12 protein-coding genes and 1 tRNA gene are annotated in these 16,183 nt (G+C 66.7%); 7 read left to right on the top strand and 6 right to left on the bottom strand.

The features are described from left to right. Nucleotides 1–145: 145 nt before the first annotated feature. From EP380_RS03470 to EP380_RS03460, 3 genes are read right to left on the bottom strand one after another with little or no spacing between them, the layout of a single operon-like run. The gene (locus tag EP380_RS03470) at nucleotides 146–601 is read right to left on the bottom strand and encodes a hypothetical protein (protein ID WP_127596625.1); all 456 of its coding nucleotides are present in this window, start codon (nucleotides 599–601) and stop codon (nucleotides 146–148) included. A 43-nt stretch (nucleotides 602–644) separates the two neighbouring features. After that, on the bottom strand, nucleotides 645–1,391 hold the full coding sequence (locus EP380_RS03465; protein WP_106571087.1) for an SDR family NAD(P)-dependent oxidoreductase: 747 nt from the start codon (nucleotides 1,389–1,391) through the stop codon (nucleotides 645–647). Then, a complete protein-coding gene (locus EP380_RS03460) occupies nucleotides 1,388–2,554 on the bottom strand; it encodes an acetyl-CoA acetyltransferase (protein ID WP_127596622.1) in 1,167 nt (388 codons plus the stop codon). Before EP380_RS03460 ends, EP380_RS03465 begins: the two co-directional genes overlap by 4 nt. Before the next feature lie 172 nt (nucleotides 2,555–2,726). Between EP380_RS03460 and betI the strand changes: the two genes are divergently transcribed. The 5 genes from betI (at nucleotide 2,727) to betB (ending at nucleotide 9,158) form a co-directional block, all read left to right on the top strand. Next, nucleotides 2,727–3,320, top strand: a complete 594-nt coding sequence (gene betI, locus EP380_RS03455; protein ID WP_127596619.1) for a transcriptional regulator BetI — start codon at nucleotides 2,727–2,729, stop codon at nucleotides 3,318–3,320. Continuing rightward, nucleotides 3,317–4,843 carry a choline-sulfatase gene (betC, locus tag EP380_RS03450; protein WP_127596616.1) on the top strand — a complete coding sequence of 509 codons (1,527 nt, stop codon included), beginning with the start codon at nucleotides 3,317–3,319 and terminating at the stop codon, nucleotides 4,841–4,843. Before betI ends, betC begins: the two co-directional genes overlap by 4 nt. Then, entirely contained in the window at nucleotides 4,843–5,844 is a 1,002-nt protein-coding gene (locus EP380_RS03445) for a pyridoxal-phosphate dependent enzyme (RefSeq protein ID WP_127596792.1), read from the top strand. The genes betC and EP380_RS03445 overlap by 1 nt, the downstream gene beginning before the upstream one ends. Nucleotides 5,845–5,894: 50 nt before the next feature. Beyond that, nucleotides 5,895–7,547, top strand: a complete 1,653-nt coding sequence (betA, locus tag EP380_RS03440) for a choline dehydrogenase (RefSeq protein WP_127596613.1) — start codon at nucleotides 5,895–5,897, stop codon at nucleotides 7,545–7,547. Nucleotides 7,548–7,694: 147 nt separating this feature from the next. Then, nucleotides 7,695–9,158 carry a betaine-aldehyde dehydrogenase gene (betB, locus tag EP380_RS03435; RefSeq protein WP_127596610.1) on the top strand — a complete coding sequence of 488 codons (1,464 nt, stop codon included), beginning with the start codon at nucleotides 7,695–7,697 and terminating at the stop codon, nucleotides 9,156–9,158. Nucleotides 9,159–9,204: 46 nt separating this feature from the next. Here betB and EP380_RS03430 read toward each other — a convergent pair whose 3' ends face one another. Beyond that, nucleotides 9,205–11,457 carry an AGE family epimerase/isomerase gene (locus tag EP380_RS03430; protein WP_127596607.1) on the bottom strand — a complete coding sequence of 751 codons (2,253 nt, stop codon included), beginning with the start codon at nucleotides 11,455–11,457 and terminating at the stop codon, nucleotides 9,205–9,207. A gap of 24 nt (nucleotides 11,458–11,481) precedes the next feature. Further along, entirely contained in the window at nucleotides 11,482–12,999 is a 1,518-nt protein-coding gene (locus EP380_RS03425; protein WP_127596604.1) for a phosphomannomutase/phosphoglucomutase, read from the bottom strand. A 208-nt stretch (nucleotides 13,000–13,207) separates the two neighbouring features. On the opposite strand from EP380_RS03425, the gene EP380_RS03420 reads away from it, so the two are divergent. Then, nucleotides 13,208–13,284: transfer RNA gene (locus EP380_RS03420), tRNA-Pro, on the top strand. A gap of 400 nt (nucleotides 13,285–13,684) precedes the next feature. Continuing rightward, on the top strand, nucleotides 13,685–14,215 hold the full coding sequence (locus EP380_RS03415) for an HD domain-containing protein (RefSeq protein WP_127596601.1): 531 nt from the start codon (nucleotides 13,685–13,687) through the stop codon (nucleotides 14,213–14,215). Nucleotides 14,216–14,428: 213 nt separating this feature from the next. Here the strand turns inward: EP380_RS03415 and EP380_RS03410 are convergent, their stop codons facing one another. Further along, nucleotides 14,429–16,066 carry an AMP-binding protein gene (locus EP380_RS03410; protein ID WP_238719706.1) on the bottom strand — a complete coding sequence of 546 codons (1,638 nt, stop codon included), beginning with the start codon at nucleotides 16,064–16,066 and terminating at the stop codon, nucleotides 14,429–14,431. Nucleotides 16,067–16,183: the final 117 nt, after the last annotated feature.

Genomic DNA, 16,183 nt, shown 5'->3' with positions numbered 1-16,183 from the left:
GCCGTCCGGCGCCGCCTTCCCCTCAAGCGGCGCCGAGACATGTGTCGCGACCGCGGCGACGTCCCATCGAGCCGTCGCCACGCGCCGTCATCCTGTTAAAGCATGATCTTTCCCGAACAAAGAGGCTCGTTGCCGGGATTGTGCCCTAATCGGTCAGGAGAGCCGACGCCGCCTCGCCGAGCGTGGCAGCGTCTTTCGGCTTGCCGTAGCGAATGTCGTCGACGACGAGCGCGCCGCCCTCGCCCGCAGCCAGAACGAGCTGATCGGTCCAGCCCTGATCGCCCTCGCCATAGATGACGTCGACAAGCGTCACACCGTCCTCGGCGCTGACCGCCCCGGCGCTGCAGGCGCCCGCGGCCCCGTCGCCGCTCGCCCAGGGCACGCCCGTGCCAAACGCCGTCTCGGCCTGCCCGCCGGCCGCCAGCGCGGCGGTCACCTTTTCGGTCAGGCCGGGCGACAGCAGATACATGCGTCCCATGCCCTGGTCGAGCTCGGCCAGGCTGCAGAACGCCTGGGCGAGCGCGACCGCGTCGTCCTCGGCGGCATGCGTGGTTCCGATCGCGGCGAAGCCGATCACAAAGGCCGTGGCGAGTCTTTTCATGTCGATGATCTCCGTTGCTGAAACAGGTCCCGATTGACGGAAATCAGCCCTGGAATGGCAACAGGCCAGCGGCGAGAAAACCGCCATCCACGGCGAGCGTCTGGCCGGTGATGTAGCTTGCCTCAGGCGAAAGCAGGAAGGCGATCGCGGCGGCCACCTCGTCGGCCTCGCCATAGCGGCCTTCCGGCACATGCGCCAGCCAGCCGGCGCGCTGGCGGTCCTCGTGCAGCCGCGCGACCATCGGCGTGTCGATCGGGCCCGGCGCCACGCAATTGACGCGGATGCCCCGGCCGCCGAGTTCGACCGCCATGACTTCCGTCATCATCCTCACCCCGGCCTTCGACGCGCCGTAGGCCACCCGGCCCGCATTGGCGCGCAGGCCCGACACCGAGGCGATATTGACGATCGCCAGCGTCTCGGAACGACGCTCGACCGCAGCCTTGCAGCAGATGAAGGAGCCGACGAGATTGACGTCGAGCACATGGCGCATCAGTTCCGCGCTCGTTTCCAGCGCCGGGACGTCGCGGGCGATGCCGGCCGAATTGACCAGACCGCCGATCGGGCCGAGGCGCTCGACGACGGCACCGAAAGCGCCGGCGACCTCGTCCTCGTCGGTGATGTCGGCTTCCAGGAACAGCGCGCCCTCGTCGGCGAGCGCGTCCTCGGCATCGGCGAGCGCGTCGCGGCTGGCGTCGACGACCGCGACCGGCCAGCCGTCCTCCAGCAGCCGCCCGGCGACCGCCAGGCCGATGCCGGAGGCGCCGCCGGTGACGACCGCCGCGTGCCTCATTTGATCCGTTCGAGGATCGACACGTAATTGGCAACCGCCGCGCCGCCCATGTTGAAGATGCCGCCGATGCGGGCGTCTGGAACCTGGATGCCGCCGGCCTCGCCGGTAAGCTGCATGGCGGTCAGCGCGTGCATCGACACGCCGGTCGCGCCGATCGGATGCCCCTTGGCCTTCAACCCGCCGGACGGGTTGACCGGCAGCCGGCCGTCCTTGGCGGTCACGCCGTCGAGCGCGATCCGCGCGCCCTCGCCCGGCTTGGCGAGCCCCATCGCCTCGTATTCGATCAGCTCGGCGATGGTGAAGCAGTCATGCGTTTCCACGAAGGACAGGTCGTCGAGCGTCAGCCTGGCCCTGGACAGCGCCCGGCTCCAGCCTTCCTGGCAGCCCTCGAAGGCGAGGATGTCGCGCTTCGACATCGGCAGGAAATCCTGCACGTGCTCGTTGGCGCGAAAGGCGACCGCCCGGCGCATCGACAGCGCGGTCTGGGTTTCGGCGAGTACGATCGCGGCCGCCCCGTCCGACACCAGCGAGCAGTCGGTCCGCTTCAGCGGCCCGGCGACATACGGGTTCTTTTCGCTCTCGGTGCGGCAGAATTCGTAGCCGAAATCCTTGCGCATCTGCGCATAGGGATTGTCGACGCCGTTCTTGTGGTTCTTGGCCGCAATCGTGGCGAGCGCGTCGGACTGGTCGCCGTAGCGCTGGAAATAGGCACTGGCGATCTTGCCGAACACACCGGCGAAACCGGCCGGCGTGTCGCCGTCCTCGGGCAGGTAGGAGGCCTTCAAGAGGTTCTTGCCGATCTCCGGGCCGGGCGTCTTGGTCATCTGCTCGGCACCGACCACCAAAACGATGCGCGCCGCCTTGGCCTCGATCGCGCGCAGGCCCTGGCGCACGGCGGCCGAGCCGGTCGCGCAGGCGTTCTCGACCCGGGTCGCCGGCTTGAAGCGCAGCCGATCGTCGGCCTGCAGCACAAGGCTGGCGGTAAAATCCTGCGGCGAGAAACCGGCGTTGAAATGGCCGAGCACGATCTCGTCGACATCCTCGGGCCCGATGCCGGCATGTTCGATCGCCTCGACCGCCACCTTGGTGATCAGACCCTCCAGCGTTTCGTCTTCCAGCTTGCCAAAGGGCGAATGCGCCCATCCGACGATCGATGCGGTCATGCCAGCCTCCAATCCGATGATCGCGCACTGTAGCGCAAATGCCGTGCGCGGCAATTGATTGTTCAAGTCTGAACGTATTTTGCAGCGCAGTAAAGTCCGCTCCGCACAGCCGCGCGAATTTTTATTGATTGACCAGTCAATTAAAAATATACAGCTCTCAAGGGAGGCGATCATGCCAAAGGTCGGAATGGAGCCGCTGCGGCGCAAGGCGCTGATCGAGGCCGCGATCGCGGCGATCGGCGCGCGCGGCTCGCTCGACGTGACCATGTCGGAAATCGCCGGCATCGCCGGCGTCTCCTCCGCGCTCGCCCATCATTATTTCGGTGCCAAGGACGATCTCCTCGAAGCCACCATGCGCCACCTCCTGTCGGAGCTCGGCCGCGACGGGTGCGCCGCGCTGCGGGCCGCGCCCCAGCCGCGGGCGCGGGTTTCTGCAATGGTGGCGGTCAGTTTTTCGCCGACCCAGTTCCGGCCCGAGACCGTTGCCGCCTGGCTGGCGTTCTACGTCGAGGCGCAGCGCTCGCCCGCCATGCGGCGGCTGTTGAGGGTCTATGCCCGCCGGCTTCATTCCAATCTGATGAGCGGCTTGCGGCCTTTGATGCCCGCCCTGCGCGCGGAGCGGGTCGCCGAAGGCATCGCCGCGCTGATCGACGGGCTTTACATCCGCCGTGCGCTGAAGGACGGGCCGCCCGACCCCAGGAGCGCGGTCGCGCTGGTGGAGGACTATGTCGAAACCATGCTTGCGACGGAAGCGAGGACGTCATGACGGCGCGCCCCAACATCTTGATCATCATGGTCGACCAGCTCAACGGGACGCTGTTTCCCGACGGTCCGGCCGACTTCCTGCACGCCCCGCATCTCAAGGCGCTGGCCGCGCGCTCGGCCCGCTTTCGCAATAGCTACACCGCCTCGCCGCTGTGCGCCCCCGGCCGGGCCGCCTTCATGAGCGGGCAATTGCCCTCGCGCACCGGGGTCTACGACAACGCCGCCGAATTCGCTTCCTCGATCCCCACCTACGCCCACCATCTGCGCGCCGCCGGCTATCACACCTGCCTGTCGGGCAAGATGCATTTCGTCGGCCCGGACCAGCTTCACGGCTTCGAGGAACGGCTGACGACCGACATCTATCCGGCCGATTTCGGCTGGACGCCGGACTATCGCAAACCCGGCGAGCGCATCGACTGGTGGTATCACAATCTGGGCTCGGTCACCGGTGCGGGCGTGGCCGAGATCTCCAACCAGATGGAGTATGACGACGAGGTCTGCTTCCACGCCGTGCAGCGTCTTTACGACCATGCCCGCGCCTCCCAGGACGAAGATCGGCGCCCCTGGTGCCTGACCGTCTCCTTCACCCATCCGCACGATCCCTATGTCGCACGCCGGCGCTACTGGGATCTTTACGAGGACTGCCCGGCGCTGGAGCCGACGGTCGCCCGCATCGCCGAAGAAGATCAGGACCCGCATTCGAGGCGGCTCTACCACGCCAGCGACTACGCAGCCTTCGACATCCGGCCCGACCATGTACGCCGCGCGCGGCGCGGCTATTTCGCCAATATTTCCTATCTCGACGACAAGGTCGGCGAACTGATCGACACGCTTGCGCGCACGCGCATGCTCGACGACACCGTGATCGTGTTCTGCTCCGACCACGGCGACATGCTCGGCGAGCGCGGCCTGTGGTTCAAGATGTCGTTCTTCGAGGGGTCGGCGCGCGTGCCCTTGATGATGGCCGGTCCCGGCATCGAGGCGGCCCTCTTCCATGTCCCGGTCTCCAATCTCGACATCCTGCCCAGCCTGTGCGCCCTCGCCGGCGCCGACATGGACGCCATCGCGAAATGGACCGACGGCCAGTCGCTGGCGCCGCTTCTTGCCGGCGGAACGCGGAGCGCGCCGGTGCTGATGGAATATGCGGCCGAGGGCTCCTATGCGCCGCTGGTTGCGATCCGCCAGGGCCGCTTCAAATTCGTCCATTGCGAACTCGATCCGCCGCAGCTCTTCGATCTCGACGCCGACCCGCTCGAAACCGTCAATCTCGCCGAACGTCCCGATCATGCTGAGACGGTCGGGCGCTTCATGGGCATGGTGCGAGCGCGCTGGGACATGGCGGGCTTCGACGCGGCGGTGCGCGAAAGCCAGGCCCGGCGCTGGGTGGTCTATCCGGCGCTGCGCAACGGCGCCTATTACCCTTGGGACTTCCAGCCGCTGCGCCAGGCCTCGGAGCGCTACATGCGCAACCACATGGACCTGAACGTGCTGGAAGACCAAAAACGCTTTCCGAGAGGCGAATGATGACGGCCCCGCAAATCCCCGACCTCGATCACCTTCGCCGCGCCTACGCGCTCACCCGGCAGGCGACACAGGTGACACCGTTGCTGGAATCGGCCTTTCTGGCCAAGGAAAGCGGCGCCGCGCGCGTCTTCGTCAAGCCGGAATCGCTGCAATGGGCGGGCTCCTTCAAGGTGCGCGGCGCCTATTGGCGGCTGACACGGCTCGCCCCCGACGAGGCGCGGCGCGGCGTGGTCGCCTATTCCTCCGGCAATTTCGCACAGGGCCTTTCGGCGGCCGGCCAGGCGCTCGGCATTCCCGTGACCATCGTCATGCCGGTCGACGCGCCGGCCGCCAAACGCGAGGCGACGGCGGGTTATGGCGCGCGCGTGATCCTGAGCGAGCATGGCGCGCGTCCGCGCGAGGAGGTCGCCGCCGAACGGGCCGCCGCCATCGCCGCGGAAGAAAATCTGGTGCTGCTTCATCCTTTCGACGACCCCGAAATCGTCGCCGGACAGGCGGGCGCCGGGCTGGAGGCGCTCGAACAGCTTGCCGACAGGAACGCCCGCGCAGACTTGGTGCTGTGCCCGGTCGGCGGCGGCGGACTGATCGGCGGGGTGGCGCTCGCCTTTCACCACCTTGCGCCCGACACGAAACTCTTCGCCGTCGAGCCGCAGGGCTTCGACGGCATGGGACGCTCGCTCGCCGAGGGCGCGATCGAGCCGCGTCCGGCCGGTGCGGCGACGATCTGCGACGGGTTGATGGCGCGCGCGCCGGGCGCGGCCCCCTTCGCCGCGGCGGCGGCGGCCGGCGTCACCGGATTGGCCGTCGCCGACGCGGCCGTGCGGCGCGCCATGCGCATCGCCTTCGAACGGCTGAAGCTGGTTCTGGAACCCTCGGGGGCTGCGGCCATCGCCGCGCTCCTGGAGGCCGGGCTCGACCTATCCGGCAAGACGGTGCTCGTCATCGCCACCGGCGGCAATGTCGCGCTCGCCGATTTCACCCGGCATGTCGGCGATGCGTGAAAGCCGGCATCGCCTCTCGCCCCAACCTTGCAGCGGGAGTATCAGCGCCAATGCTTGAAGCCGATTACGTGATCGTCGGGTCCGGTTCGGCCGGCGCGGCACTCGCCTACAGGTTGTCGGAGGACGGGCGTCACTCCGTGATCGTCATCGAATATGGCGGCACCGATATCGGCCCGCTCATCCAGATGCCGTCGGCCCTGTCCTTCCCGATGAACATGAGCCTTTACGACTGGGGCTACGCCAGCGAGCCGGAGCCGCATCTGGGCGGACGCGTTCTGGCCACGCCGCGCGGCAAGGTGCTCGGCGGCTCGTCGTCGATCAACGGCATGGTCTATGTGCGCGGCCATGCCCGCGACTTCGACCATTGGGCCGAGACCGGCGCGACCGGCTGGAGCTTCGCCGACGTGCTGCCCTACTTCAAGCGCATGGAAAATTCGCATGGCGGCGAAGCGGGCTGGCGCGGCACGGACGGCCCCTTGCATGTGCGCCGCGGCGCGCGCAGGAACCCGCTCTACGCGGCCTTCATCGAGGCCGGCAACCAGGCCGGTTTCGAACTCACCCAGGACTATAACGGCGCCAAGCAGGAAGGCTTCGGCGCGATGGAGCAGACCATTCATCGCGGCCGGCGCTGGTCGACGGCCAATGCCTATTTGCGGCCGGCGCTGAAGCGCAAGAACGTGAGTCTCGTCAACGGCTTCGCGCGCAAAGTGATCATCGAGAATCAACGCGCCACCGGCGTCGAGGTCGAGCTTCGCGGAGCGATTCAACAAATTAAGGCGAAGCGCGAAGTCGTGCTCTGCGCCTCGTCGATCAACTCGCCCAAACTCCTGTTGCTGTCGGGCATCGGGCCGGCCGCGCAGCTGGCCGAGCACGGCATTGATGTCGTCGCCGACCGGCCCGGCGTCGGCGCCAATCTGCAGGACCATCTCGAACTCTACATCCAGCAGAAATCTCTGAAGCCGGTCACGCTCTATTCGGTGCTCAATCCGCTTTCCAAGGCGCTGATCGGCGCGCGCTGGCTGATGTTCAAATCGGGCCTCGGGGCGACCAACCATTTCGAGGCGGCCGCCTTCGTGCGCTCGCGCGCCGGCGTCGACTATCCCGATATCCAGTATCATTTCCTGCCGGCGGCGATCCGCTACGACGGCAAGGCGGCGGTGCCCGCGCACGGTTTTCAGGCTCATGTCGGACCGATGCGCTCGGCCTCGCGCGGCACCGTCACCCTGCGCTCGGCCGACCCGCGCGCAAAGCCCGTCATCCGTTTCAACTATATGGCGCATGATCAGGACTGGGTCGATTTCCGCCACTGCATCCGGCTGACCCGCGAGATTTTTTCGCAGTCCGCCTTCGACGAGTTTCGCGGCGACGAGATCGCGCCGGGCAGCCACGTCGAAAGCGACGCCGAACTCGACGACTTCATCCGCGAGCATGTCGAGAGTGCGTATCACCCCTGCGGCACCTGCCGCATGGGGCATGCCGACGATCCGATGAGCGTGGTCGATCCCGACTGCCGGGTGATCGGCGTTGCGGGGCTGCGCGTCGCCGATTCCTCGATCTTCCCGCGCATCACCAACGGCAATCTCAACGGTCCGTCGATCATGACCGGCGAAAAGGCGGCCGACCACATTCTGGGGCGCGCGCCTCTGCCCCCCTCGAACCAGGAACCGTGGATCAATCCGCGCTGGCGCGACTCCGACAGGTGATCGGTCGGCGATCCGACAGAGCCCGCCGCGCCGTTCCGTTCCGATCAGGCCGAGCGCCCAGGGCGTCTGTTCGCCGCGCCCCCTCGCGCCGGACGCCCGGAAACGATAAGGGAAGGCCAACGCAGGCCCCGCCAAAAGGATCAGACCATGAAAGCTCAACCCAAGGCGTCGCACTACATCAACGGCAGCTATGTCGAGGACCAGGGCGGACAGACGCTGGACGTCATCTACCCGGCCACCGGCGAGGTGATCGCCCGCCTGCACGCGGCCACCGACAATATCGTCGAGCTTGCCATCGAGGCCGCCCGTGCCGCGCAGGGGGCCTGGGCGCGCATGAGCCCGACCGAACGCGGGCGGGTTTTGCGCCGCGCGGCCGACCTGCTGCGCGAACGCAATGACGAAATCGCCCGGCTGGAGACGTTCGACACCGGCAAGGCGATCCAGGAAACGCTGGTCGCCGATCCCGCCTCGGCCGCCGACGCGCTGGAATTCTTCGGCGGCGCGGTCGCCGCCTATAATGGCGATTATGTCGATCTCGGCGGTCCCTTCGCCTATACGCGGCGCGAGCCGCTCGGCGTGTGCGTGGGCATCGGCGCTTGGAACTATCCGATCCAGGGCGCGGGCTGGAAGGCCGGCCCGGCGCTCGCCATGGGCAACGCGATGGTGTTCAAGCCGTCCGAAAACACCCCGCTCTCGGCGCTGGTCCTGGCCGAGATCTTCACCGAGGCCGGGCTTCCCGACGGGTTGTTCAACGTCGTCCAGGGTTTTGGCGATGTCGGCGCCGCGCTCGCCGGCCATCCGGTGGTGGCCAAGGTGTCCCTCACCGGCTCGGTGCCGACCGGCCGCAAGGTGCTTTCGCTCGCCGGTTCGCAGATGAAGCACGCCACGATGGAGCTCGGCGGCAAGTCGCCGCTGATCGTGTTCGACGACGCCGATCTCGAAAACGCCGTCGGCGGCGCCATGCTCGCCAATTTCTACTCCACCGGCCAGGTCTGCTCCAACGGCACGCGCGTCTTCGTCCAGGACGGCATTCGCGAGCGCTTCCTTGCGCGGCTGATCGAGCGCACCAAGAAGATCCGCATCGGCGACCCGCTCGATCCCGAAACGCAGATGGGACCATTGATCAACAAGGCCCAGCACGACAAGGTGTGCGGTTATATCGAGATCGGCAAGGCCGAGGGCGCGACGCTCGCTCATGGCGGCGGCGTGCCGAAACTCCAGGGTTTCGAAGGCGGCTTCTTCGTCGAGCCGACCGTCTTCACCGAGGTCAGGGACGACATGCGGATCGCCCGCGAGGAGATTTTCGGGCCGGTGATGAGCGTGTTGTCGTTCAGCGAGGAAGCCGAGGCGATCGCGCGCGCCAACGACACCGAGTTCGGCCTGTCGGCCGGCGTGTTCACCCGCGACCTGGCCCGCGCCCACCGCGTCATCGCCGACCTGCAAGCCGGCACGTGCTGGATCAACCACTACAATCTGTCGCCGGCCGAGATCCCGTTCGGCGGCGTCAAGCAGTCGGGCATGGGACGGGAGAACTCGCTCGCCGCGCTCGGCCACTACTCGCAGATCAAGACGGTCTATGTGGAGACCGGCGACGTCGACAGTCCGTATTGAGGTCGCGGCGTCACGCCTTGCCCGAAGGGCGGAACCGGCGCGCGGCCTACCCGGCCGCCTCGTCGGCCCCGTCCGTCTTGTCCAGATAGCGCGTCAGCGCGAACACCAGATGGTAAAAGATGCTGGCGGGCACCTCGCGCGCCACCGAGCGCCCCTTTTCGTCGACCCGGTCGATCCACAGGCCGGTCGGCGCGGGATCGATATGCCAGCGGAACAGCCGCCCGACACGCGCCTCGATTTCCGGCTTCAGGTCCGGACCGCCGGCCCCGTCGAGCGCCATCGCCGCCTTGATCGCCTCGGCCTGCGGCCATGAGCGCGACAGCTGGTCGAGCGGCATGCCCGAGCGCGACACCGCGGCATAGGCAAGCCCGGTCGCCCGGTTCAGCCCGTTGGCGACCGCCGAGGCGTAGAGCTTGCGGGCGATGCCGACCAGATCGCCCTGCCCGGTCTTGTCGGCGAAATCGACCAGCAGCGAGGCCCATTCGAAATGGTGGCCCGGCTCCGTCCACTGGCCCTTTTCGCCCGCGGCCGGAGTGAAATCGTCGTCGAAAAACTCGCCGACCGTCCAGCTGTCGGGATCGAAGAACCGGCTGCGGAACAGATCGATGATGCGCGAGGCGCGGCGCAGGTGGACGCGCTCGCCGGTCACGTCGTACCAGGCCAGGAACGCCTCCAGAAGGTGCATATGCGGGTTCGACCGGCGCAGGCCGTTGCCGCCGGGAAACTCCAGAAACCCGGTCAGCCGCTCGTCCTCGAGATGGGCGTCGATGAAGGCGAATGTCTCCGCGCCGAGCGCGCGCGCGGCCTCGTTGCCCGACAGATGGGCATGCGCCAGCGCAAGCAGCACGCAGGCATGGTCGTAGGCGTCCTCGACCGGGTCGACCACCGCGCCGTCGACGCCGATCGCGCGCACCCAGCCGCCGTTTTCGCTGCGGCCCCTGGCGGCGATGAAATCGATGCCGTGGGCGATGATCCGGTCGGCCGGCCCGTCCCAGCCGCGCGCCTTGGCGACGGCGAAGGCATAGATCTGGCGCGCCATGGTGCGCATGCGCTTGGGCTTGCCGAGCGGCCGGCCGGCGAAGTCGAGCGCCTCGTGGAAGCCGCCGCCGACCGCGTCGACGCCGGCCGTCGCCCATAGAGGCAGGGTTTCCTCGAACAGCCAGTGACATACCCGCCGGCGATGCGCGCCGACGACCAGAACCCGGTCGTGGCTGGGGGTGAACCGCGTCTCCAGCCGACCGCTCTGTTCCAGCCGCTCGACGATCTTCTTGACGTTCTGGCTCTGGGCCACCGGCGCGACGAAGGTTGCGTCCTGGGTCGCCACGATGGCGACGTCGCGCATGCCGATCACCGACAACAGCCGGCCCTCGCTGCGCAGATAGGAATGGGCGGTGTCGAAGGCGACGACGTCGCCGATCACCACGTTGCCGTTCTCGTCGGAGGCGCCGACGTCGAGCAGCGATTGCCACGAGCCGAGATCGTTCCAGCGGAAGCCGGCCGGTACCATGGCGATGCGCGCCGCGCGCTCCATGATCGCGTAGTCGACCGAGATCGCCGGAATGTGCTCGTAGAGGTCGAGCGGCAGATAAAGCCCCGACAGATCGCTGGATGCCGCGGCGAGTGCGCGCTCCGCGCCCGCCCAGATATCGGGCGCGAACTCCAGGAAGGCGTCGCGCATGGCGCTTGCCCGAAACAGGAAGATGCCGGTGTTCCAGTAGAAATTGCCAGCCGCCAGATAGGTCTCGGCCGTTGCAAGGTCGGGTTTTTCCACGAAACGCAGCACGTCGCGCACCGCCTCGCCGCCATCGCCGGCAGCCTCGATATAACCGTAACCGGTCTCGGGTTGGCTCGGCTTGATGCCGAACACCACCAGGCGCCCGTCGCGCGCTGGCTTTGCCCCGGCCGCGATCGAGGCCCAGAACTGGGTGTCCGTGGTGATGGCGTGGTCCGAGGGCACGACCAGAACCAGCGCGTCGCCATGATCGGCCAGGGTCTGCAGCGCGGCCACGGCGACGGCGGCGGCGGTGTTGCGTCCGATCGGCTCGAAGATCGGCCGGCCGCCCGAAAGGTCCAGTCCGGCGAGATCGGCGCGCAGGCGCTCGGCGTGGCGCTCGGAGCCGATCAGATAGACCGGCCAGCCGCCATCGCCCCCCGCCTTCAGCCGGCGCAGGGTCTGGGCCAGCATCGAACCGGCGCCGGACAGGTCGTGGAACTGCTTGGGGTTGTCCTCGCGCGACAGCGGCCACAGCCGGGAGCCGACGCCGCCGCTCATGACGAAGCTGACGATCTTTTCAGTCATGGCGTCTCCGGCCCGCTCGCGTCGTCACAGGGTCTGGTTGTAGGCGCCCACCTGCGGGTGGGCGCGCAGCACGGCGTCGAGCGCGGCGAACATGTCCCGCTTGCGCTCCTCCGACACGGGGCTTTCGACCACCACCACGAGTTCCGGCTTGTTCGACGAGGCGCGGATCAGCCCCCAGGTGCCGTCCCGGTTGGTGATCCGCACGCCGTTGACCGTCACCATGTCGGCGATCGGCTGGCCGGCGAAATGCGCGCCGCTGTCGCGCAGCCCCTCGAGCTGGGCAACCACCTTGTCCACCACGGCGTATTTTTCCTCGTCGGCGCAGTGCGGCGACATGGTCGGCGAGCCGAACGTGTGCGGCAGGTCGCGGTAAAGCTCGGCCATCGACTTTTGCGGGTTGCGGTCGAGCATGTGGCAGACCGCGATCGCCGTCACCAGCCCGTCGTCGTAACCGCGCCCGATCGGCGGGTTGAAGAAGAAATGGCCGGATTTCTCGAAGCCCGCGATCGCGTCCAGTTCCTTGACCCGGCGCTTGATGTGGGAATGGCCGGTCTTCCAGTAATCGGTCCGCGCGCCGTTGGCCTTTAACACCGGATCCGTCAGGAACAGGCCCGTCGACTTCACGTCGACGACGAAGCGCGAGCCGGCATGTTCGCCGGAAATGTCGCGGGCAAGCATCACGCCGACCTTGTCGGCGAAGATCTCGCCGCCCTCGTCGTCGACCACGCCGCAGCGGTCGCCGTCGCCGTCGAAGCCGAACCCGACATCCGCGCCGGTGCGCAGCACCTCGTCGCGAATCGCATGCAGCATTTTCATGTCTTCGGGATTGGGGTTGTAGCGCGGAAAGCTGTGGTCCAGGTCGCAGTCGAGTTCGATCACCTCGCAGCCGATGCGCCTCAGGACTTCCGGCGCAAAGGCGCCGGCGGTGCCGTTGCCGCAGGCCGCCACCACTTTCAGTTTACGAGCGATTTTCACGCCCGAAACCAGATCGTCGACATAACGCTGGCGAAAATCCGGCACGAATTCGTAAGCGCCGCCGCCGGACAGGTCGAAATCGGCGTCGAGCACGATCTTTTTCAGCGCGTCCATCTCGTCGGGACCGAAGGTCAAGGGCCGGGCCGCGCCCATCTTGACGCCTGTCCAGCCGTTTTCGTTGTGCGAGGCCGTCACCATGGCGACCGAGGGGGCGTCGAGCGCGAACTGGGCGTAATAGGCCATCGGCGACAGCGCCAGGCCGATATCCTTGACCCGCGCGCCGGCGGCCTGCAGCCCCGACACCAGCGCCAGCTTGATCGCCATCGAATAGGAGCGGAAATCGTGGCCGACGACGATATCGGGTCCGGCGCCGAGCCGCCTGATCAGCGTCCCCAACCCGATGCCGAGCGCCTGAACGCCGATCAGATTGATCTCCGGCGCCTTGTCGGACCCGGGATGGCCGAACCACCAGCGCGCGTCATATTCGCGAAACCCGGTCGGCTTGACCAAAGCTCTGGTTTCGAAGGCAAAGCTGTTCGGTGTCGCGTCGGCGAGCGGTTTTTGCATGGCGATGGCGTGGCTCCGGTCACTGGTGATGGCGCCAACCTAGCAGCGATCGCTTACCGTCGGCTTAAATCGTCGCCGGGGCCGGACCGGTGGCGACAGGGCACGGTTTTCAACCCGCTCTGCCCGCCATCCACCAAGCGCGAATTCGCTGCCGTTTCATGCTTGCAGGATCGCGGCACGAACGCTATAGACCGCCGGTCTGGTTTTGCGGAGTGTAGCGCAGCCTGGTAGCGCACCTCGTTCGGGACGAGGGGGTCGCAGGTTCAAATCCTGCCACTCCGACCAGACGGCGCACAAAAAACGCGCACAGCCCCCCTGAATCCCATCCTCCCAGCAGCGTTCTGCCCTCCACAGATGGAGACAGACGATGCGCATTATTTCGTCAAAGGAGACGGCCGGGGCACTCTTGTCGCCGCCGTAGATGATGCCAAGCACCGCGCCGCTGCTGTGTTTGGCAACACGGGAAAAACACTGATCGATATGATTTCTCGCCAGGATTGGGATTGGTGGGACGCCAGCGGTGAAAAACCCAACGTCGGTGACCGATCAGGATCAACCGCAGCCCCCCTCGCCCCTGTCGAAGGCGCCTCTTGGAGCTCGACCGGCCGGTGCAAGACGGGGAAGATCGTGCAATGTCCCAAATGCAGGGCGATTGCAGCGTTTTAGCCGGTGAAAGACATGGACCATGTATGAGAAAGCGCTTGTGTTTGCGACCACGGCCCATGCGGCGGTTGGACAGCAACGAAAATATACCGGGGAGCCTTACATCGTCCATCCGATAGCGGTAGCCGAAATCGTAAAATCGGTGCCGCATACGCCCGAAATGGTCGCAGCCGCCCTGTTGCATGATGTCGTCGAGGACACCCTTGTCACAATCGAAGAAATCGAGGCCCAGTTTGGCGCGAAGGTTGCCGAGCTTGTCGGTTGGCTGAGCGATGTTTCGAAGCCGGAGGACGGCAATCGTGCAACGCGCAAGGCGATGGACCGCGACCACATCGCCAAGGCTCCACCAGAAGCCAAGACGATCAAACTCGCAGACCTGATCGACAACACGGCATCGATCAAGGCGCGCGATCCCGATTTCTGGAGGGTCTACAGGCGCGAAAAGACAGCGCTGTTGAATGTGCTTCAAGAAGGCGACAAGAGCCTTTGGGAGCGTGCCGCCTTCCAGTTGGAGGACAATGACGATCCACACGCTCGTAACTCGGATGGATAGAGCGGCGGAGTCCCAGTCCGCAGGCCGCGGGTTCAAGTCATTCTATCCCCGCCATTATCTGACCTCGCGCTGTCGCCCTTCGGGCTTCGCTCCAGTCGGGGCCTCGCATCAGCTCGGACGGCCCTTTGCCTTGCGAACCCTGTAGGTTCGAAATGTCTCCCCAATCGCCGCTACTCCGACCGGATTTCCAAAAAATATCAATGAATTGATCGATCATTCCAACCCCAGTTCCTCGACCATCGCCTTGCGCATGAGGAATTTCTGCGGTTTGCCGGTCACCGTCATCGGCAGTTCGGACTTGAAGCGCACATATTTGGGGATCTTGTAGTGGGCGATCTGGCCGCGGCAATGGTCGCGGATCTCGCCCTCGCTGGCCTGCTCGCCCGGCTGCATCACGATCCAGGCGGCCAGTTCCTCGCCATAGGTCGGGTCCGGCACGCCGAACACCTGCACCTCGGCCACCTTGGGATGGCGGTACAAGAATTCCTCGATCTCGCGCGGATAGAGGTTTTCGCCGCCGCGGATCACCATGTCCTTGACCCGGCCGACGATGCGGCAATAGCCGCGTTCGTCGAGCGCGGCGAGATCGCCGGTATGCATCCAGCCGCCCGGATCGACCGCCTCGCGGGTGCGCGCCTCGTCGTTCCAGTACCCGCGCATCACCGAATAGCCGCGCGTGCACAATTCGCCCTGCGCGCCGACGGCCACCGTGCGGCCGTCCTCGTCGACGATCTTGACCTCGACATGCGGGTGGATGCGGCCGACCGTCGACACGCGGTCGTCGAGCGCGTCGTCGGGGCCGCTCTGGAAGGAGATCGGGCTGGTTTCCGTCATGCCGTAGCCGATCGTCACCTCGGGCATGTGCATGTCCTTGACCACGCGGCGCATGACTTCGATCGGACAGGGCGCGCCGGCCATCATGCCGGTGCGCAGGCTCGAATAGTCGCGACTGGAGAATTCGGGATGGTCGAGCATGGCAACGAACATGGTCGGCACGCCGTAGACGGCCGTGCAGCGCTCGGCCACGATCGCGTCCAGCGTGGCGCCGGCCTCGAAGGCCTCGCCGGCAAACACCATCGCCGCGCCCGCCGTCACGCAGCCGAGCGTGCCCAGCACCATGCCGAAACAATGATAGAGCGGCACGGGAATGCACAGCCGGTCGGCCTCGCCGAACCCCATCGCGCGCACGGTGAAGGCGGCGTTGTTGACGATGTTGTAATGCGTCAGCGTCGCGCCCTTCGGCGCGCCGGTGGTGCCGCTGGTGAACTGGATGTTGATCGGATCGTCGGGATCGAGCGCGCGGCTGATCGCGTCGAGGCGCATCATCTGCGCCGGCCCGGCGAGGGTCGGCACCGCGTCGAAGTTGAACATGCCGGGCGATTTCTCCGCACCCATGCGAATGACGATCTTCAGCGCCGGCAGCTTTGCCGCGGCGAGCCGGCCCGGCGCGCATGTGTCGATTTCCGGGGCCAGCGTGCGGATCATGCCGAGATAGTCTGACGATTTGAACGCGGCGGCGGTGACCAGCGCCTTGCAGCCGACCTTGTTGAGCGCGTATTCGAGCTCGGAGAGCCGGTAGGCGGGATTGATGTTGACCATCACCAGCCCGATCCTGGCGGTGGCGAACTGGGTGATCAGCCATTCCGGCCGGTTGGGCGACCAGATGCCGATGCGGTCGCCGCGCTCCAGCCCGAGGCTGAGCAGGCCGGCGGCGAACGCGTCCACCGCCCGGTCGAGGTCGTAATAGGTGTAGCGCTTGTCGAACTGGCGAAACACCGCCGCCTCGCGCGGTCCGAACCGCGACACCGTGTCGGCGAACATCGCCGGAATGGTGACATGGCGCAGCGGCATGGTGCGTTCGCCCGAAACGTAGGACTTGCCGTCGCGCGGCGCGATCTGCGCCGGCGCCGGTTCGGTGGCGTCGTTGGCGTCCCACAGGCTTTGCGAAAGCCTGCCGGCCAGGGATTC

The sequence above is a fragment of the Nitratireductor alexandrii genome, from assembly GCF_004000215.1.
Classification (GTDB): Bacteria; Pseudomonadota; Alphaproteobacteria; order Rhizobiales; family Rhizobiaceae; genus Mangrovimarina; species Mangrovimarina alexandrii.
This window is presented reverse-complemented; position numbering and strand designations above follow the sequence as displayed.

Bases quoted from the DNA above. Each gene is read 5' to 3' on its own strand.
- betI (WP_127596619.1), top strand. From the start codon at position 2,727: ATGCCAAAGGTCGGAATGGAGCCGCTGCGGCGCAAGGCGCTGATCGAG.
- betB (WP_127596610.1), top strand. From the start codon at position 7,695: ATGAAAGCTCAACCCAAGGCGTCGCACTACATCAACGGCAGCTATGTC.
- EP380_RS03470 (WP_127596625.1), bottom strand. From the start codon at position 601: ATGAAAAGACTCGCCACGGCCTTTGTGATCGGCTTCGCCGCGATCGGA.
- EP380_RS03415 (WP_127596601.1), top strand. From the start codon at position 13,685: ATGTATGAGAAAGCGCTTGTGTTTGCGACCACGGCCCATGCGGCGGTT.
- betA (WP_127596613.1), top strand. From the start codon at position 5,895: ATGCTTGAAGCCGATTACGTGATCGTCGGGTCCGGTTCGGCCGGCGCG.
- EP380_RS03445 (WP_127596792.1), top strand. From the start codon at position 4,843: ATGACGGCCCCGCAAATCCCCGACCTCGATCACCTTCGCCGCGCCTAC.
- EP380_RS03465 (WP_106571087.1), bottom strand. From the start codon at position 1,391: ATGAGGCACGCGGCGGTCGTCACCGGCGGCGCCTCCGGCATCGGCCTG.
- betC (WP_127596616.1), top strand. From the start codon at position 3,317: ATGACGGCGCGCCCCAACATCTTGATCATCATGGTCGACCAGCTCAAC.
- EP380_RS03425 (WP_127596604.1), bottom strand. From the start codon at position 12,999: ATGCAAAAACCGCTCGCCGACGCGACACCGAACAGCTTTGCCTTCGAA.
- EP380_RS03410 (WP_238719706.1), bottom strand. From the start codon at position 16,066: ATGCCGCTGCGCCATGTCACCATTCCGGCGATGTTCGCCGACACGGTG.
- EP380_RS03430 (WP_127596607.1), bottom strand. From the start codon at position 11,457: ATGACTGAAAAGATCGTCAGCTTCGTCATGAGCGGCGGCGTCGGCTCC.
- EP380_RS03460 (WP_127596622.1), bottom strand. From the start codon at position 2,554: ATGACCGCATCGATCGTCGGATGGGCGCATTCGCCCTTTGGCAAGCTG.